This is a genomic window from Nonomuraea sp. NPDC049158 (assembly GCF_040648335.1).
GTDB lineage: Bacteria > Actinomycetota > Actinomycetes > Streptosporangiales > Streptosporangiaceae > Nonomuraea.
On the sequence record NZ_JBEZDM010000008.1, the window covers coordinates 290,059 to 307,515 of the forward strand.

Annotated in this window: 16 protein-coding genes and 2 pseudogenes; 6 read left to right on the plus strand and 12 right to left on the minus strand. The window is 67.0% G+C overall.

The annotated features are described in order from the left end of the window. Positions 1-5: 5 nt before the first annotated feature. The 4 genes from AB0B61_RS20305 to AB0B61_RS20320 all read right to left on the minus strand — a co-directional run bounded on the left by AB0B61_RS20305 (position 6) and on the right by AB0B61_RS20320 (position 5,085). The gene (locus tag AB0B61_RS20305; RefSeq protein WP_358433772.1) at positions 6-680 is read right to left on the minus strand and encodes a hypothetical protein; all 675 of its coding nucleotides are present in this window, start codon (positions 678-680) and stop codon (positions 6-8) included. 674 nt (positions 681-1,354) lie between these two features. Then, on the minus strand, positions 1,355-2,563 hold the full coding sequence (locus AB0B61_RS20310) for a VWA-like domain-containing protein (RefSeq protein ID WP_358433775.1): 1,209 nt from the start codon (positions 2,561-2,563) through the stop codon (positions 1,355-1,357). Next, on the minus strand, positions 2,563-3,771 hold the full coding sequence (locus AB0B61_RS20315) for a MoxR family ATPase (RefSeq protein WP_358433778.1): 1,209 nt from the start codon (positions 3,769-3,771) through the stop codon (positions 2,563-2,565). The genes AB0B61_RS20310 and AB0B61_RS20315 overlap by 1 nt, the downstream gene beginning before the upstream one ends. Positions 3,772-3,801: 30 nt before the next feature. Continuing rightward, entirely contained in the window at positions 3,802-5,085 is a 1,284-nt protein-coding gene (locus AB0B61_RS20320; protein ID WP_358433781.1) for a hypothetical protein, read from the minus strand. 54 nt (positions 5,086-5,139) lie between these two features. Between AB0B61_RS20320 and AB0B61_RS20325 the strand changes: the two genes are divergently transcribed. Then, positions 5,140-5,451 carry a hypothetical protein gene (locus AB0B61_RS20325; RefSeq protein ID WP_358433783.1) on the plus strand — a complete coding sequence of 104 codons (312 nt, stop codon included), beginning with the start codon at positions 5,140-5,142 and terminating at the stop codon, positions 5,449-5,451. Here the strand turns inward: AB0B61_RS20325 and AB0B61_RS20330 are convergent. Both AB0B61_RS20330 and AB0B61_RS20335 read right to left on the minus strand, forming a co-directional pair. Beyond that, a complete protein-coding gene (locus tag AB0B61_RS20330; protein WP_358433786.1) occupies positions 5,444-5,836 on the minus strand; it encodes a DUF5360 family protein in 393 nt (130 codons plus the stop codon). The genes AB0B61_RS20325 and AB0B61_RS20330 overlap by 8 nt on opposite strands. 7 nt (positions 5,837-5,843) lie before the next feature. Next, complete coding sequence (locus tag AB0B61_RS20335; RefSeq protein WP_358433789.1) at positions 5,844-6,395, minus strand: TetR/AcrR family transcriptional regulator; 552 nt, start codon at positions 6,393-6,395, stop codon at positions 5,844-5,846. A 675-nt stretch (positions 6,396-7,070) separates the two neighbouring features. Here AB0B61_RS20335 and AB0B61_RS20340 point away from each other — a divergent pair. Next, entirely contained in the window at positions 7,071-7,532 is a 462-nt protein-coding gene (locus AB0B61_RS20340) for a hypothetical protein (RefSeq protein ID WP_358433792.1), read from the plus strand. A gap of 190 nt (positions 7,533-7,722) precedes the next feature. Next, complete coding sequence (locus AB0B61_RS20345; RefSeq protein ID WP_358433795.1) at positions 7,723-8,784, plus strand: tyrosine-type recombinase/integrase; 1,062 nt, start codon at positions 7,723-7,725, stop codon at positions 8,782-8,784. A gap of 1 nt (position 8,785) precedes the next feature. On the opposite strand, the gene AB0B61_RS20350 is transcribed toward AB0B61_RS20345, so the two are convergent. From AB0B61_RS20350 to AB0B61_RS20360, 3 genes and pseudogenes are all read right to left on the minus strand, one after another. Continuing rightward, positions 8,786-9,322 carry a hypothetical protein gene (locus AB0B61_RS20350; protein ID WP_358433797.1) on the minus strand — a complete coding sequence of 179 codons (537 nt, stop codon included), beginning with the start codon at positions 9,320-9,322 and terminating at the stop codon, positions 8,786-8,788. Positions 9,323-9,474: 152 nt separating this feature from the next. Then, positions 9,475-10,214: pseudogene (locus tag AB0B61_RS20355) on the minus strand (transposase family protein). Between the two features lie 449 nt (positions 10,215-10,663). Then, the gene (locus AB0B61_RS20360) at positions 10,664-11,233 is read right to left on the minus strand and encodes a hypothetical protein (RefSeq protein WP_358433800.1); all 570 of its coding nucleotides are present in this window, start codon (positions 11,231-11,233) and stop codon (positions 10,664-10,666) included. 525 nt (positions 11,234-11,758) lie between these two features. Here AB0B61_RS20360 and AB0B61_RS20365 point away from each other — a divergent pair. Next, positions 11,759-12,885 (plus strand): IS3 family transposase gene (locus AB0B61_RS20365; protein ID WP_358433909.1). Its coding sequence is split into 2 segments (ribosomal slippage): positions 11,759-11,969 and positions 11,969-12,885, totalling 1,128 coding nucleotides; the frame shifts between segments, so codons are not numbered across the junction. A 543-nt stretch (positions 12,886-13,428) separates the two neighbouring features. On the opposite strand, the gene AB0B61_RS20370 is transcribed toward AB0B61_RS20365, so the two are convergent. The 3 genes and pseudogenes from AB0B61_RS20370 to AB0B61_RS20380 form a co-directional block, all read right to left on the minus strand. Beyond that, the gene (locus tag AB0B61_RS20370) at positions 13,429-13,587 is read right to left on the minus strand and encodes a hypothetical protein (RefSeq protein ID WP_358433803.1); all 159 of its coding nucleotides are present in this window, start codon (positions 13,585-13,587) and stop codon (positions 13,429-13,431) included. 192 nt (positions 13,588-13,779) lie between these two features. Then, positions 13,780-14,760 (minus strand): annotated as a pseudogene (locus AB0B61_RS20375) (DNA translocase FtsK); the annotation flags it as partial. 382 nt (positions 14,761-15,142) lie between these two features. Further along, on the minus strand, positions 15,143-15,571 hold the full coding sequence (locus AB0B61_RS20380) for an ATP-binding protein (RefSeq protein WP_358433806.1): 429 nt from the start codon (positions 15,569-15,571) through the stop codon (positions 15,143-15,145). Positions 15,572-15,746: 175 nt separating this feature from the next. Between AB0B61_RS20380 and AB0B61_RS20385 the strand changes: the two genes are divergently transcribed. Both AB0B61_RS20385 and AB0B61_RS20390 read left to right on the plus strand, forming a co-directional pair. Continuing rightward, on the plus strand, positions 15,747-16,055 hold the full coding sequence (locus AB0B61_RS20385; protein ID WP_358433809.1) for an antibiotic biosynthesis monooxygenase: 309 nt from the start codon (positions 15,747-15,749) through the stop codon (positions 16,053-16,055). A 2-nt stretch (positions 16,056-16,057) separates the two neighbouring features. After that, positions 16,058-17,254 (plus strand): helix-turn-helix transcriptional regulator, encoded by a 1,197-nt coding sequence (locus tag AB0B61_RS20390; RefSeq protein WP_358433912.1) that lies wholly within the window; start codon positions 16,058-16,060, stop codon positions 17,252-17,254. The last annotated feature ends 203 nt before the right edge of the window (positions 17,255-17,457 follow it).

Sequence of the window (17,457 nt, forward strand, 5' to 3'; positions counted from 1 at the left end):
AGCTCCTAGAAGCATGGCAAGCTGTATCGGCGGTCTTCCACATGGTCGTAGATAGCGCGCAACCAGGGCTCACGAGCCGCCGGTAGCCGCGCCAGCGTGCTGAGGAACACGCCTACATCAGGTCTGAAGGGCCTCCATGGCAGCCGTGGTGGCGGATCGTCGCGCCGGACAATGTCGGGCATCCCTGCCGTCGCGAGGGTAAGACGCCGATCGTCATTGAAGGCCATGTACATCCACACGTCAGCCGCCAGCGGCACCACCCCTCCCGCGCCGCACGGCCACACCTCGCCGCTTTGCGGATGCCAGGGCACCAGGGCGATATCCGCGGTCACGCCGGACAGGCCTGGCCCGGCCAAGACGAGGTTCCGTGCCGACGGGCCTGCGGGGAGCAGCGTGTCGAGCGCCTTGCGAAAAGCCTCGGCGACCGGTCCGTCAGGGACGGCAATCCGCTGGCCGCCCGACAACGCCAACAGGCGTGCCAACGCCACCGCGACCGCTGCTTCCCACCGCGGGTTCCACCATCCGGGCTGCTCAATGGGTGGTGTGTCCGGATAGGCCGCCCGCAGCGCCTCCCAGCCGACCACCGTACAAGCGGGGCCATCGACGCAGACAGGTCGCACGGCACTCGGATCCAGCCACACCACCTGCCAGAACCCGCAGTCATCAATGCGGGTCGCCACCGCACGCCCGCACTCCACACACGCGAGGTTGGCGCCGCTCCGGCCGTCCAGGCCACAGCAGCAGCCATCACACCGCTCTCGGATGAGAACGGTTCCGCGGACATCGCCCGGCGCGACCCCGATGATCCCCGGGGGCCCGTACGGCAGGGAATACACCTGTAGGTACACGCCACCGGCTGCCGCCTCCTCCACGCCCGCCTCGTCCCCGACCCGCCATGGCGGGTCGGAGGCTTGGGAATGCACCGCGTACGTTCCGGGCTCGAGAAGCGCGGGGAGCAAGTCGTGGCCGTACTTCTGATCGGTGTGGTCGGGAAGTGCGACCCGTGACACCCTCGCGGTCAAAACAGCACCGCACCCCACACATGCGAAAACGACCAAGTGCCCCTCTCACGCCTCAACGATTCGATAGCAGCCTCTGATCTGTGGTAGCGCAGGGCAGAGGCATCAGCTGGTCCAAGTGCATGGAGTCGCCGGAAAAGCACATCATTGCGGCCTGCTCGCACGAATGTCCATGACCCTGGGATCTGTGCGGTGTCTGGCTCTGGGACGCCTTCATGGAGAGCACGGCCGTGTACTACATGTCTTCGGCAGGTCGACGCCCCACAATCGTGAGTTCGCACACCTGCCGTCCATCCCAGGCCGGCCAAGGTCGGCAAGGGTCGTCCAGGCGCCGCCTAGCCGATGCCGACCACCCGTGCCCATGCGGGCGGCGTGTCCGGCACGTAGTCGGGGTCGCTCTCGTACGACGGCTTGGGCCGGGCGAACAGCCCCACCACCACGCGGGACGCCGGCCGTTCACGCGGCCACGGGGTCTGCCCGTCGGTCAGGACCACGATGACGTCCGGCCGCGGGCCCGCCCGCAGCGCCTTGGCGATTCCCGCACGCAGGTCCGTGCCGCCGCCGCCCACCAGCGTCATCCCCTCGGCCCGGCACAGCAGTTGCGCGACCCGGGCCGCCGCGTCGCAGGACAGTACGCTGACCAGGTCGCGCCGGCCGCCCACGGCGCGGACGATCGCGGCGACCTCCAGCAACGCGCTCCCCAGTTCGGCGTCGCTGACCGACGCGGAGGTGTCGATGACCACGCTGATCCGCGGCGGCCTGCGCCGCAGGCTCGGCAGGATGACGCCGGGCAGGCCGGCCGAGCGACGCGGCGGCCTGCCGTAGGTGTAGTCCTCGCCCACGCCGGGTCCTGACGCCGCCGAGCGGATGGCCGTGCCGAGCAGTTCCCGCCACGGCTGCGGCGGGTGGAATGCCTCCTCCGCCCACCGCCGCCATCCCTTCGGCGCGTTCCCCGGATGGGCGTTGATGCCCTGCGCCACCCGGAACCGGACCGCTTCCCGCTCGTGGTCGCTGAGCCCGTTCGCGCCGTCCGGCCCGAGATCCCACTCCCGTTCGAGTCCGTCGGCGCCGCTGCCGCAGTCCAGCCAGACCAGACCCTGCGTGGACGGCCCAAGGCGAAACTGGCGCAGATAGTCCTCCATGAGCTCGCCTTCGCACAGCCCCAGCATCTTCGGTTGGACGGCGTCCTCGGGCCGGGCCAGCCCGTCACCGTACACGTCGTCGTTGATCTCGAGGTCGGCGGCGATGTTCATGCGCAGCCGCTCTCCCCGTCCTGTGAGCTCCCGCTCCTGGGCGACCCGGTCGCTGCGGCCGTGATGGTCGCGCAGCAGGTGGGAGACCTCGTGCACCCACACGCTCGCCAGCTCCGCCACGGGGGTCCGCGCGACGAACGCCGGTGAGACGTAGCACCGCCAGTGCCGATCCACGGCCATCGTTGGTACGGACCGCGACTCCATCGGGTGCAGCGCGAACAGCGCCGTCGCCAGATAGGGCCGGGCTCGCGCGGCGTACAACCGGGCGGTGAAGAGCTTCTCAAGGTCCATCAGCCCGCCACCCGCGCCGCGACCTCATCCGCCTTCCTGCCCAAGGAGACCACCCCGGCGAGCCTCTCGATCGAGGCCGGAACCTTCCAGTCCGCGCGGCGCAGCGCGGCGAGCGTGGAGGCGGGCACGACCACCAGGTCCGGGGCGCCGGTCTCCAGCGCTCGCACCAGCAGCTCCCATGCCGCGTCCCACCGGCCCTTGTCCGGCCGCTTCCGTACCGCCGCGACCACACCGTCAAGTACGGCCTGGCGCAGGTCACCCCGCTGGGGCAGCTCGGCTGTCGCCGGGTCGGCCAGCAGCGCCTCGGGGTCGGGGAGGTCCATCCGATCCATGGCGGCCAGCAGCTCCAGCCCGGGCCCGTCTCCCACCGTGCCTCTGACCAGCAAGGACAGCACGTCCTTGGACGCGTCGGCCGCGGTGGCGAAGGCGGTCAGGCACAACGCCATCTCCCAGCTGCGAGGTGATGGCCACGGGCCACCCCGGTGCGCCTCGTTGTTCGGCAGCCGGTGCACGAGATCGGGGCGGGCGGTGAGAAGCCCGCACACCGCACGCCGGGCGAACGTCACCGCCTCCGGCAGTCGCTCCGGGTCGAGCCACGGCAGGCTCGCGCGCGGCCAGGTTCCGCCGAGGCCGCGTACGACGACGTCGTGATCGTGACGCCACTGCAGGTGGACGAACCGGTTCGCGAGCGGCGGGCTCAGCTCCCAGCCGTCGGCGGCGGAGGAACGCGGGTTGGCGGCCGCCACGATCCGGACACCCGCCGGGAGCCGCAGGGCCCCGACCCGCCGTTCCAGAACCAGACGGAGCAGGGCGGCCTGCACGGCGGGCGGTGCCGTGGACAGCTCGTCCAGGAAGAGTAGCCCCCGGCCCGCGCGGGCCAGACGTACGGCCCAATCCGGCGGCGCCATCGGGACGCCCTGCACGGCGGGGTCGTCACCGACCACCGGCAGGCCGGAGAAGTCGGACGGCTCGTGCACGCTGGCGATCACCGTCGTGAGCGGTAGGCCGAGCGCCTCGGCGAGTTGCTGCAGCGCCGCGGTCTTGCCGATCCCCGGCTCCCCCCACAGCAGGACGGGCAGGTCGGCCGCCACCGCCAGGGTCAGGGCCTCCAGCTGCGTGTCGGTACGTGGCTCCGTGGTGGTGTCGCGGAGCAGGGACAACAGATCGCCGGCGACTTCAAGGCGCGAGGCGTGAACAGACGAAAGCATGATGTATCACCTTGGAGGTCTAGGAAAGCGTCAGCGGAATGTGCCGTAGCGCGGGCGCGACCGGCCGATACCGGGGCGGCGGACCTGTCGCTCGGCCGGTCCCGACCCCGATCCGAGCCCGGCACGGAACAGTCCGTGGTCGATCCGCCGCCGCGCCGCCTCTTCCAGCACGTCGCGCAGCGCGCCCTCGGGCAGCCGCGCACCAGGTCCGAGGAGACCGTCGACGGTGGCCTGAGCACCGGCGGCGTCGCCGTGGTCCAGCCGCGCGCGGACGTCGAGGAGGCACTCCGGGGCGCGGTGGGCCTCATCGATCAGCTGCAAACAGGGCAACGGGGTGCCGGTCAACTCGGCCAGCAGCTTCTCGCGCCGGATCTCGGCCGCGTCGTGATCCAGGGCGACCAGCACGCCGTTCACGAGCGCGACCCTGTGCTGGGCGCCGCCGCACTCGACCATGTGCGGCCCGTTCTCGCTCTGGTGGCCGTGTGGCGTGGTGTGCGGCGAACGGCCGGGGAGGAGCGCCGCCGCGACGAGCGGGTGCAGCCTGTCGGGCTCGATCAGCCCGGCACGCAGCAACGCCAGGTCGGGCAGCACCCAGGTCGCCGCGTCAGGCAAGATCGGCGGCGGCGCGGGTCCTTCGTCGCCGGCCCGGGAGGCGTCCACATCGAGGATCACCTGACGTCGCCCGCCGACCCGGACGGCGACCGTACCCCCGTCCTGTCCCTCGGCACGGAGCAGCAACCGGGCCTCGGCGGGCCACCGATCGACGGCCCAGCCTTGTGCGTGCGGCGCCGTTTCGGAACGCGCACGCAGCTCGCCGGCCCTGCGCGCATCCCACAGGTGGTGATGCAGATCGAGGCGGAAACGTCGATTCGGATGAGGGTGCGGATGCGGCCCGGACCGGGAACCGTCCCACAGCGCCAGGCTGATCCGCTGGCCGGCATCCGCCCAGGCCGGCGGGGTCCTGGCCACGAGGTGAACCGGGTTGTCGCTCTCGTGGTACCGGGCCAGCGAGAGGGTCAGGCCCGGACGTATCAGTCCGTTGGGGGCGATCCTTGGCATGTGCCAGCGCAGCAGGTCAGGCGCCAGGTGGCGGAGGTCGCTCCGGAGGTGGGCGGCCAGTTCCTGGCCGTGGAGGCGCGCTATGCGGCGCGGATTGAGATCGACGTCCACGTGTGCTGCCGCGCACGCCGCTGCCCAGTCTCCGGTGGTACGGCGGGCGGTCGCTGACTCGATCATGGGGGGCGGCACGGCGAACTCGCGCACACGCAGCCAGAGGGTTAGGCGGGGATCCTCGTTCGGGGTCGAGTGCGGCATCAGCACTCACCTTGCGCGAACGGGTCCCCCAATCTGATGCAGGAGGTATTCATCGTGATCAGCGTAGCGTCTTCCGGTCCGCGCGAGAAGAGCGGCTCTGACAGGAGCGGTCCTGATCGTGCCCGTCGTGGCACTGCGCCGCTCAAAATTCCCGGCGCCACGGTGAGCGCCGTCAAGACAACCCTCTCCCCCAGCCCGTGGAAGCACCTCCGCCAACCGGAATTCATGGTCACCGTCGTCAGGTCCGGCTCGCTCGTCCTGGAGACCTTCACTGACGGCAGCGACGGTGGCGTGGAGACGACCGCCAATGCCTTCACGGTGGCGGACTGGCAGCGCGACTCGGGAGGCGTCCTACTGGTTACCTGACGTTGGGCCGGAGGTCCAGCTGTGGTCGTGGCTGGGCCAGGCAGACGATCGCGGGGATCGGGAAGAGCATGAGGTAGAGGTTCGGCAGCCACCAGGTCAGTGAGAAGTCGCCGCGCAGGGTCCAAAACGCGATCGCCATCAAGCCGGACGCCATGGTGAGCACGAGCGAGACCAGCATCAGGCCTGGACCCGACCGCGACGCTCGGCGCAGGAGGTACAGGCTGGTCAGGCCGGTGGCGCTGGCCAGCAGGTCGATCCAGAGAAACGACCAGTTCCAGTCGGCCATCACCGGGTTGGTGTAGTCGGCGAACGCCCATTCGGGCGGGATCGCCCCCAGCCCGGTGATGGTGAAGTAGACGACGAACGCCAGATCCGTGACCAGCATCAACGCTTTAGTGGCGCGTAGCACGGTCAATCGCCTCCATCAGGTAGCGCCTGGTGTGTTCGTGCAGTGCCGCGTCTGGTTCGCCGAGTCCCAGAAGCCTGGCCGCCCACCAGCCGTCGATGGCCAGCCGTACCGCCGTCGCCGCGGCCGGATCGATGCCGTCGTCGGTCAGTCTGTCCTGCCAAGCAGCGAACCGCTCTCTCAGCGGCGCAAGGCCTGCCGGGTCCACGAGCACCGCGGCCAGCAGCGCGGCGGTCACCCGGTCGGCCGGAGCGTTGGTCGCGGTGTGATGTTCGGGGATCGTCGCGTTCAGGTAAGCGCGCAGGAAGTCGCCCGGCTCGGCACCCACCTCGGCCAGTGCCTGGTCGAATGCCTTGATCAGCCGGTCGACCATGCCGGCGACCAGTGCCTGCTTGGTAGGGAAGTGGTAGAACAAGCCGCCCTTGGACACGCCTGCCTGCCGGGCCACCGCTTCCAGGGTCAAGGCCTCGGCCCCCTTGGACAGCAGCACCTCGGCCGCGGCGTCGAGCAGTCGCTCTTTCGAACTGGGACGTGACACGAGAGAAACTATACCGGCCAACCGGTACAGTTTGCTCGTGTGGAGGTGGCCAGCGGCGCCCATGGTGAGACCTGGGGCGCAGGGACCATTTCCTCACGTGCCGGTCCTCGAGCACTGCGCCATGCGATGACGTGTGTCACCGATCTCCACTGGTGAGGCATCCGCTTGGGCGCCTCGGCAGCCGATCGCCCAGCCGCCCCGCCTACGGTGAGCAACCGAGTTGGCATCGTTACGTCGGCGAGTTGGGTTGTGGGAGGGTCCGGCTGTTGTCGTACATGCCGGGGACCCGCCATGACGAAGCTTTCGCCGGTTCATCAGGCGTCTCCCGAACAACCTCATAAGGTGCGCAGGGCCGCAGGTCCTCCGCTCAACAACTCAGTCCTGATCCAAGACATACCTCGCAGCCGTTGCTGCAGCCACTTCCCGACGACCACTTCGAGACCGGCCGGGTGTTTCACCTGCGCGTGGATCGCCGCTCGCAGATCACCGTCCGCTCCATCCGATATTCGGTGCCCCTGCGACCGATCGGTCACCCGGTCCGGGTCTTGCTCCACGCCTCTCATCTGGTCATTTACCACAAAGGCGCGGAAGTCGCCCGGCATGAGCGGCTGATCACCAAGACCGGCTCGCGCCTGGAGGTAGATCACTTCCTGGAAGTACTGCTGCGCAAACCCGGTGCACTGCACGGAGCGACCGCCTTGGACCAAGCCCGCCAGGGCGGCAAATCCACCCCCGTGCACGACGCATGGTGGTCGGGCCGTCCGCAAAGCGCACGGCGACGCCGACGGCACCAGAGCACTGATCGAGGTGGCGCTGCTGCACCGCGCCATGGCCCACGAGCACGTCGTCGCCGGAATCGCCACCGCGTTGCAGGTGGGCGCGCTGACCTCCGACGTGGTCGCTGTCGAAGCACGCAAGGCCGCCCACAGCGACCCGCAGCCCACCCTCGCCGAGCTGGCGGCGCGCCCGGCCGGAACACCGGTGCAGTTGCCCGAGGACATCGCCTCCTTGACTCAGCACCGACTGGCCACACTGCCGATCGGCACCCGGCCGCTGCCCTCGGTGGCCGCCTACGACGAGTTGCTGCCCAGCCGCCGTGCTCCTGCACCGCCTGCTATCGGCCAGGGAGACGCATGACCACCACCCATCAGCGAGGCCTGCCGCCGACGCGGCCATCGACCAGGCCTGCCGGCTCCTGCGGCTGCCGACCCTTCGCGGCCAGTTCGTCGCTACCGCCGACGCCGCCGAACGCGAGCACGCGCAGCATCGCCGCGCTGCTCGGCCCGAACCCCCGCGTGATCGCTGTCGAGATCTGGGCCAAGCTGTTATGGGCGGGCCTGAACCTCGACCAGGAAGATCTGCCGCAGACCAGGTCGGGCACTTCTATCCGATCGAGCTCGTCCGCGCCATCACCGTGACCTGGCTGTTCAGCGGGCTGCGCAGCGACGAGATCGCCCGGCTGCGCCTGGGATGCATCCGCTGGCAGCACCAGAACGCCCCGATCCACGGCGACTCCGACCAGGTCCTGGCCCGCGACGCGATCTGCCTCCTGGACGTTCCCACGCACAAGACCGGAACCGCGTTCACCAAGCCCGTCGATCCAATCCTGGGGCGGGCCATCGACGCCTGGCAGGACGTCCGCCCCGGCCAGCCGCTCTTCGTCGACCGCCGCACCGGCGAGCAGGTGAACCTGCTGTTCGCCTTCCGTGCCCGCCGCATCTCCTCCTCCTACATCAACAACACCGTCATCCCCATGCTCTGCCGCAAGGCCGGCGTCCCGGCTGCCGACGTCCGCGGGAACATCACCAGCCATCGGGCCCGCTCGACCATCGCCAGCCAGCTTTACAACGCCAAGGAGCCAATGACGCTGTTCGAGCTGCAAGCCTGGCTCGGGCACCGCTCCCCGCAGTCCACCCAGTACTACGCAAAGATCACCCCGGCGACGCCGACGCGGGCCTACACCGACGCCGGATACTTCGAACGCAACGTCCGCACCATCGAGGTGCTCATCGATCGGGACGCGGTGGAGGGCGGAGCCACGGCCGCCGGAGAGCCCTGGCAGTACTACGACCTGGGACACGGGTTCTGCAACTACACATTCTTCGAACAATGCCCGCACCGGATGGCCTGCGCCAAGTGCGACTTCTACACCCCCAAGGACTCCTCCAAGGCCCTGCTCCTGGAGGCCAAGGACAACCTGCAGCGCATGCTCGCCACCGTCCCGCTCACCGACGACGAACGCGCCGCGGTCGACGACGGCCAGGCTGCCCTGGACCGGCTGCTCGGCCAGCTCGCCGACGTTGCCACCCCCGCCGGGCCCACTCCCCAGCAGATCAGTGCTGCGGTCCAGGCAACCCTGCTACCGGTATCGAGATCAACCAGAGGCTGACCTAGTCAGGCCGCACACCACAGCCCAGTGGATGCCGCACGAACTCTGGAGGGGCATCGCCGAGATCGATGCTGTTCTCATCGAGAGCGTTGGCGATGTGGAAGCGGCCCACGTCGAAGACGAACTCGACAGCGATAGTGCCGCCCGCTATGTCGTGACGCGACGATGGATGCCACTTGAGCAGAGCGACCTCTCGCAGTTCCTGGCCGACGAACGGCTCAAGCCGTTCGTCGGCGCTCGACCACACCGGGGTGAGCTCGTCATACTCCTCCCAGCCGCTGATCGCAGCCGTCGTGTCGATGGTGTTCCAGCCGATCGACAGCTCATCGAACTTCCAATGGCACACCTCTACATGAACACCGCCGAAGTCCAAGACGACGGGGCAGTCAGCGAACCAGTCCCCGTCCTCGACGAAACGCACCAGGGCGAATCCCGTCAGGCGCCGACCACCAAGCGCGGCCAGTCTCGGTCCGTGTTCCCCTCGAACGGCTTCAAGTCCGACGAGAAAGGTCGGCTCGAAGCCGGAGATACCCATCACGACAGGCGATTGTCCAGGTTCATCGCGGCACCGGCCAGTCCATATCGCACTGCCGAGCCGTAGTGCCACGCTTGACAGATCAGATTCCACATAATGATGCGGTTCACGTGTCCTTCGACCGGGGCGGAGCTGTAAGGCAGAGTGAGCCCTTTTCATCCTGAGTAGCGGCCTTCTTCCACGAGCTGCAGCACGAGGATCGCCTGCACGAGCGCGGTCGTGCGATGCGGACAACAGCGCAGTCTGGTGAGCACCTTCCAGGACTTCAAGGTCGCGACGGCACGTTCACCGATAGCTCTGATGCGGGCGTGGGCGCGGTTGACGTCCCGCTGTCCGCGTGACAGCCAGGGCCGATGGCGATGCCGTTTGAACGGCGTGCGGATCGTACCGCCCGCACCCTGGTAGCCCTTGTCCGCGAAGGTCTTCACGCCGGCGCTGGTCAAGGCGTCGATCAGGCCGACCGTGCGAGCGGCGGTCACGTCGTGGGTGGCGCCCGGCAGCGCGGGCGAGGCCCACACCAGCCGGCCTGCGGGGTCGGCCAGTAGTTGCACGTTCATTCCGTGCTGCTTGTGTTTGCCGCTGTAGTACGGCCGCTCGTCGGCGAGGCGGTCGATGGGAATGAGGGTGCCGTCCAGGATAGTGTAGGCCAGCCGGGACGCTCGCTCGACGGCGGCGTGACGTCGTCGGCCAGCGCGGCCAGGAGATCGACGGCTTCGCGAATGTAGCGCCAGGCTGTGGTGGCGCCGATGGCCAAGCCGCCGGCCAGGCGGGCATAGGTATCGCCATTGCGCAGGTGGGCCAGGACCAGCAGGGCTTGCCGGGCCGGGTCTAACTTCCGCCATCGGGAACGGCGTTCGGCACGCCGGGTGCGGATGAGCTCGGCCAGGCGGATCAGGGCGCGACGCTCCGGCAACACCCATCTCCGCAGGTTGCCGGGCCGGGGAGGGCCTTCCCAGTTCCCGCCGCCACTATCGATGCGTTCCGCGCTCCATACGCCGGGGAGTCCCTGACAGCTGCGCTTCCAGGATCTTCACCGCGTCCATGGCCTTCACCCCGATTTCGAGAGGCTCGGCACTCCCTCGTCCCACCGAAGGCGGGCTGAGTAACGACGCCGCAGGCTTCGCTTCATGCTACGGACCGCAGCATCGCTCCCCCTTACAGGGCTTTTGACGCTGGGCTTCGACCCCGCCCGTTTCCAGACGAAACCGCCAGCCTGCTACCGGGCCTCCTAGCAGCTACCCGGACCGGACTTCCACCCGGCAAGCGACGACGAGCTTACGAACAGCAAGATCCACCGCTACGTCACGGCTTCACCTCCTGCTCTGCTGAGCGCACGGAAAAAGCTCAATGAAGATAGATATATGCCCCTTGCCAGTTCTGACCGTGAAAGCTTCGGTAGTACTTGATTTTGGTTAGGTCGTTATACATGGCGACTATCCGACTTGCTCTTGTGTCGCGGGAGAGGGCGGGTCTGCCTACCAAGTTTGGCCATTCAATGATAACCGGCGTCCAGGATCCCGTGGTGTTCGGCTTCCACCAGAAGGTAACTTCGCCGTTGGGAGCCTGAGAGACTATGGACGAGGTGGTGCCATCGTTCGCGAGCTGCGGGTCTGCGACGCCGATACTGCCGGACGGCGCAACAGGAGTCATGAACCAGCGTTGGGTCCCATGCAGGTTGCGGTAATAGCGCAGGCCGTTTGCAGAGTCTCGGACGACGATTGCAGTCGCGGTACTATCGCGGGCCATCGACGCGTCCGAGGTGATAACGCCATCCTGCTCGACCTGATCGCCTGACCAGCCAGCGTCCTGATCGCGTTTCCAGTAGTAGTACAGGCTGTTGTCTTGACTCCGTACGGCGATGGCCGTGGTTGTCCCGCTGCGGACCAACGAAGGGTTCCCCCAGGCGTGCGTCACACTAGTCCCTGCGACGAGTTCCCGGTTCCAGGTTTGACTTCCGTGAACGTTGGTGTATATGTGCACTTCTCCATTCGGAGCTGTTGCAGCGACGATGGTCCTGGTGCCGTCACGCACGATGGCTGGACTTCCAGTGGTTGTGTTGCTCCCAGCCACCATGTCCCAGCCCCACGATGGATTGCCGTGCTCATTCCAGTAGACGTACAGACTACGATCTGGCCCTTGAGCGGCGATGCCCGTTCCTGCGTTGTCTCGGGCGATGGTGGGGTCCGAGTAGGCGCCTGGACCAGGCACATCCGACTTAGTCCAGCTCCCGATGGGATCACTGTCGAGGTTGTAGGCAAACCACAGATCAATGCCGTACCTGAAAGCGATGGCGGTGGCTCCAGCTCCATTGACTATGGGTGAGGTGCCCTAGATCTTCCGGACAGCTCCCCAGCTAGGGTTGGGGTGACCGGAAGGAAGTCGCAGTTGGCACGGCGTAAGGGGCCTTACTCCCAAGCGTTCAAGGACGAGGCCGTCCGCATGGTGCTGGACGGGGATCGTCCGGTGTCGCATGTCGCCCGGGAGTTGGACATCCACGACACCACCCTGCATAACTGGGTGAATGCGTGGCGGCGGGAGCACGGGGGCGATATCCCGGCCGTTCCCGCGAAAAAGGCCGGGGAGAAAACCGAGCGGGAGCTCGAGCTGGAGCGGGAGAATCGCAAGCTCCGCGAGGAAGTCGCCTTCCTGAAAAAAGCAGCTGCCTTCTTCGCGGCCGAGAATCGGTGACGGCCAAGTACGAGCTGATCGACGCGGAGAAGGCCAACTACACGATTATTGACATGTGCCGGTGGCTGCATGTGTCACGGTCGGGCTTCTATGAATGGCGGAGCCGTCCGATGTCGGCGACTGCGGAACGGCGTGAACGGCTGAAAGCAAGAATCGGCATCGTTTTCGACGACAATCATGAGACGTATGGCTATCGGCGTGTCCATGCGGAGCTGCTGCGCCAGGGTGAGGAGGTGAGCGTGGAGACGATCCGGCTGTTGATGCGCGAGCTGGGTCTGGTCGCCTGCCAGCCGGCACCGTGGCGGCCGGTCACCACCGACGCCGACGAACATCATCGGATCCCGGACCTGGTGGAGCGGGACTTCACCGCTGAGGCGCCGGGGACCAAGTTCGTCGGGGACATCACCTACATCCCGACGTGGGAGGGATTTCTCTATCTCGCGACGGTCATCGACTGCTGCACCAAGAAGGTGGTCGGCTGGGCGATGGCCGATCATTTCAAGACGCCGCTCATTGAGGCAGCCATGGACATGGCTGCAGTCAATACATCTATCGCAGAGCAAGCCATTTTCCATTCAGACCGCGGTTCGAACTACACCTCGGAGGCGTTCGCCAGGAAACTCGTGAAGATGGGGATGCGGCAATCGGTTGGCCGGACGGGCGTGTGCTGGGACAACGCGATGGCCGAATCATTCTTTTCCGCGCTGAAGAATGAGTGGCTGAGCAGGTTCACGTTCGCCACCCGCGATAAAGCGCGTCGTCAGGTTGTCCGTTACATCGAAGGGTTCTATAATCGAAAGCGCCTGCACTCGGGACTCGGCTATCGGACTCCACAAGAAGTTGAGGACCAGCACCTGACGCTGCAATCCGCAGCGTAGGGCAAGACCGCCAGACGCTGTCCGGAATCTCTGGGGCCCCTCAGGGCTGCGGGGGGACAGCGAGGGCAGCAGTACTCGGCGCGATGGCAGCGACGAGTGTTAATGCGACACACACGGTGATACACCGGCGGAGACATCCCACGGAAACCCCTTCACGAAGAGTGCTTGGTCGGATGCGGTTCGCGCTTGCTGGTGTGAAGCTACCGCAGTACGTGGTGATCGATCTACCCACGGACGAAAGACAGGTACTGCGGTGGAATTCGGGGCAGCACTAATTGAGCATCGTGTAGTCACCGATCAGAAGAGGACGCGCCCTGCACATCGAGGTCGATCTCAATGCGTAGGATTTTCGGGTCCCGTGCGCGGGAGGTCTCCATCCACTCCTGGACGGGTTCCGTGTGTTCTCCCGCGCTGTGGCGAGGCCGATGCCGTGGTTGAGCCCGCCGCAAACGCATTCGCAGTGGGCCTCGTAAGCGTCGTAGCAGCGGGCGTCACACCATTGCGTCCGCCCACCGGGTCGTATCACCGCAAGGAGCGTGGCCACTAAACCTCTTCGAAGCCGAACAGTGGGTCCTGGCCGGCAGCTGCGAACTTCGCGGCCCGGGTGCGGGCCCGCGTCTGGGCGGGGTGGTCCTTGCCGTAGTGCAGGTGACAGCCCTGGCGCGTGGCGCGCAGGTTGGCTCTGTCACGGTGCTCCGGCACCGGCGGTCAGGATGACCTCGCTGCCAGTGCCGTAGGCGCGCTGCCCATGCTGGTTGGGGCAGCGGCTGACGTGGGTGCCTCGGCCGCACTATCTAAGGCATTCGCACCGCCACTCGGCGTCTTCCTCCACCGCGAGATCACGGGCCAGTCGGCCGGGCAGCGGTTGCGATTCTCTGGCCTGATCGGCACCTCCTACTCCGTTGTCTCGGTCAGGTCGTCCAGGATGCCGGACAGGGTGTCGGAGGTGGCCAGCACGTCGCGGGCCTTTGACCCCTAGCTTGGGCCGACCACGCCCCGGGATTCGAGCAGGCCCATGAGCCGTCCGGCCTTGGCGAAACCGATGCGCAGCTTGCGCTGGAGCATGGACGTGGACCCGAAATCGCTGGTGACGACGAGCTCCGCGGCTTGGAGGAAGAGGTCCAGGTCGTCGCCGATCTCCTTGTCGATCTCGCGTCGGGCGGGCGCGGCTGCGACATCCTCGCGGTAGTCAGCTTGGGCCTGCGCCTTGCAGTGGGTGACGATCTCGACGATCTCCTTCTCCGACACGTACGCGTTCTGGATGCGGATGGGCTCGCTGGCCCCCATGGGGACGAACAGCGCGTCACCCTGGCCGACGAGCTTGTCGGCGCCCGGCTGGTCGAGGATGACCCGCGAGTCGGTGAGGCTCGACACGGCGAAGGCCAGCCGCGAGGGCACGTTCGCCTTGATCAGGCCGGTGACCACGTCGACGGAGGGCCGCTGCGTGGCGATGACCAGGTGAATGCCGGCCGCGCGGGCCAGCTGCGTGATGCGCACCTCGTCCGGGGTGGCCCGCATGAGGATGGAGGTGATCAGCCCGTTGACGCACACCGACTTGCCGGCGCCGGTGGCGCCCGCGATGAGCAGGTGGGGCATCTTGGCGAGGTTCACGACGATGGTGCGGCCCTCGACGTCCTTCCCGAGGCCGACGATCATCGGGTGGTGGTCGGTCTGCGCCACTTGGGCCCGCAGCACGTCGCCGAGCGCGACGAGGTCCTTGTCCGCGTTCGGGATCTCCACGCCGATCGCCGACTTCCCCGGGATTGGGGACAGGATGCGCACGTCGTCGAACTTGACCGCGTAGGCGATGTTCTTCGTGAGAGCGGTGACCTTCTTGTCCCGTTTCGGTTGATGCTTTACATCCCTTCGGCTGACCTGTGTTCCTGGGTGATCGGTGGCGATCATCTGGGAGGCCAGGTTGGCGCTCGATGAGCCTTGATGATCTTGGATTGCGCTTGAGCGAATTGCTCAGGGTCGAGCCGCGTTTGCTCCTACCGTGCGCGACCTGAGAGTAGGGCCTGCCATGTGACCTCTCCCTCTCGCATGCTCATGCGATGGGTTTCGCAGATCTTCCCGGTGCTCGAGTCGGTGCGGCGGAGAAGGGTTTGGCCGCCGGCGGCGCACAGTTCGAAAGCGACGTCAGCGCAGTGGCAGGTCCAGGCGAGTGCTCTGTGCCGCGGCTCGTTGCGGGGGCTGAGCCAGACCAATCGGACGCAGCTCGGCTGCGGCGGTGGAAGGTGTGGGGCCAGGCAGTCGGTCATGCGGCCGGGTTCGCGGATGCGAGATGTAGGAGTACCCAGACGGTGCGGCCGGCCTCGTCGCCGTGGACGCCCCAGCGGATGGCCAGGGTCTCCACCAGGTGCAGACCGCGCCCGCTCTGGTCGTCGTCTTCGGCATGGCGCAGGTGTGGAGTGGTGGGGCTGCCTTCGTCGAAGACGGCGAGGATCAGGAGAGTGCTTCCTGCGTGAAGCGTGACGCCGAATCGTCCGCCGGTGTGTCCGCTGCGGGTGTGTCGGACGGCATTGGTGGCCAGTTCGGAGACGATCAGCTGGGCGGTGTCGGCTTCAGGGCGGTCGCCGAGGCAGCTGGCGACGAACTGGCGTGCCTGGCGGATCTGGTCTTTTGTGCCGGGGAAGTTGCGGCACCACCGGTGGATCTCTCTAGGACTGTTCAGCGTTGGGGACATTGCAGCTTCCTCGCGTTCGTGCAGGTCAGAGCACCGCCAATCGCTATCGGTACTTAAAGTACTTGTGCTATACTTCAAGTACAAGCGACTTGATGTACTTGCGCCGCACAATAAGTACTGGTCGAGTAAAGAAACCGGGATGCCAGACGGTGACGGCGACCCCAGGAGGGTGCACATGTTCGGACTAATGGTCCGTTTCACCTGTAAGGACGAGGCGAGCGCGGCGGCATTCGACACGCTCGTCGGTGAGACAATCGAGGCGATCCGCCAGCATGAGCCCGGAACGATCGTGTACGCCTCGCACCGGGTGGACGGTCAGCCGCTCCAGCGGGTCTTCTACGAGCTGTACCGGGACCGCGACGCCTTCGACACCCACGAGCAGACCGAGCACACCAGGCGCTTCCTGGCGGCTCGCGACGAGTTGCTCGCCACGGTTGAAGTCGACTGGCTGGAACTGCAGAGCGGGAAGGGCACGACGCCGTGAGCATGGAGTATCAGCGGGCGCTCGGACGGCGTATCGCCCAGGAGCGTAAGCGGCGGGGTCTGTCGCAAGCCGAGTTGGCGCGACTGGTGGATCGGTCGGTGGCCTGGATCTCCCAGGTAGAGCGTGGCGTTCGCAAGGTTGATCGCATGTCGGTGCTGGAGAAGGTCGCCGAGACGCTCGATGTGCCGCTGTCGGAGTTGGCGGCCGAGGCGCCGGTGGTCGCGGCCACGAGTGAGGAGGCACCCGGCACGGCCGGGCTACGCCTGGTGCTGTCCGGCATCCACTCGCTGCAGGCGATGTTGCACGCGACCCCAGTGCCGGCCACCGAGCAGCTCAAACCGCAGGTAGATCACGCGTGGGAGCTGACGCACGCAAGCCGCTATGTCGAGCTGACCGAGTTGCTCCGCGGACTCCTCCCCACCTTGGAGAACGCGGTCCGGTCCGCCCCAGCAGAGCAGCAGCAGGAGTTGTTCGAGCTGCTGGCGGTGACCTATCAGGCATGCTCGGCATCGCTGGCCAAGCTGGGCGAGCCGGATGCGGCGTGGGTCGCGGCGGATCGGGCCATCAACGCGGCCGAACGTGCGAGTAACCCGTTGATGATGGCGGCCGGGGCGTTCCGGTTGGGGTTCGTCTTCTTGGGTGCGCGTTCCTTCGATCAGGCGGAGGAGACGGCGCGGACCTCTGCTGAGGCACTGTGGTTTCTGACCGGTCAGGGCAATGTGGAGGCGATGTCACTGTGGGGTGGGCTGACCTTGCAGCGGGCGGTGGCCGCCTCCCGACTGAATCAAGCCGATATGGCCTACGAGCACCTGTCGCGAGCCCGTGAGATGGCGGCGCGGGTTGGCGAAGGGCGCAACGACTACAACACCGAGTTCGGACCGGCCAATGTCGCCCTGCATGAGGTGGCCGTGGCGGTGGAAGTGGGCGACGCCGGTCACGCGCTGCGCGTCGGAGCCGCAGTAGACGCCTCGACGCTGTCGGCAGAGCGGCGGGCGCGGCTCGCCGTTGATCTGGCTCGCGCGCATGCGCAGCGTCGTCAGGTTGATGAGGCGGTGGCCCAGTTGCTAGAGGCCGAACGCATCACGCCGGAGCAGATCCGTAACCATCGGATCGTGCGGCAACTCGCGTCGGATCTGTTGTCGATGCAGGATCCGGCATCGACTGAGCTGCGAGAACTGGCAGACCGAGTGGGTGCCTAGAAACCACCGCTGCGGCGGATGGCAAATCTACGAACGTCCAAGGCCTGGGATCTGGGCAGCGTCTCGCTCTACGACGCTCCTTGTAGAGCACGACCGTGGACTACACAATCGCGAGTTCGCACCTGCTGTCTGTCTCGGGTCGGCCACGGTCAACAAGGGCCGTGCAGGCGAAGCCTGCCTGGGAGGGGCGTCCGAGCGGAGCG

What these genes read in the sequence shown, in the direction of transcription:
- AB0B61_RS20310 (WP_358433775.1), bottom strand. Translation starts at nt 2,563, where the DNA reads ATGGACCTTGAGAAGCTCTTCACCGCCCGGTTGTACGCCGCGCGAGCC.
- AB0B61_RS20315 (WP_358433778.1), bottom strand. Translation starts at nt 3,771, where the DNA reads ATGCTTTCGTCTGTTCACGCCTCGCGCCTTGAAGTCGCCGGCGATCTG.
- AB0B61_RS20320 (WP_358433781.1), bottom strand. Translation starts at nt 5,085, where the DNA reads ATGCCGCACTCGACCCCGAACGAGGATCCCCGCCTAACCCTCTGGCTG.
- AB0B61_RS20330 (WP_358433786.1), bottom strand. Translation starts at nt 5,836, where the DNA reads ATGCTGGTCACGGATCTGGCGTTCGTCGTCTACTTCACCATCACCGGG.
- AB0B61_RS20345 (WP_358433795.1), top strand. Translation starts at nt 7,723, where the DNA reads ATGGGCGGGCCTGAACCTCGACCAGGAAGATCTGCCGCAGACCAGGTC.
- AB0B61_RS20380 (WP_358433806.1), bottom strand. Translation starts at nt 15,571, where the DNA reads ATGTCCCCAACGCTGAACAGTCCTAGAGAGATCCACCGGTGGTGCCGC.
- AB0B61_RS20385 (WP_358433809.1), top strand. Translation starts at nt 15,747, where the DNA reads ATGTTCGGACTAATGGTCCGTTTCACCTGTAAGGACGAGGCGAGCGCG.
- AB0B61_RS20390 (WP_358433912.1), top strand. Translation starts at nt 16,058, where the DNA reads ATGGAGTATCAGCGGGCGCTCGGACGGCGTATCGCCCAGGAGCGTAAG.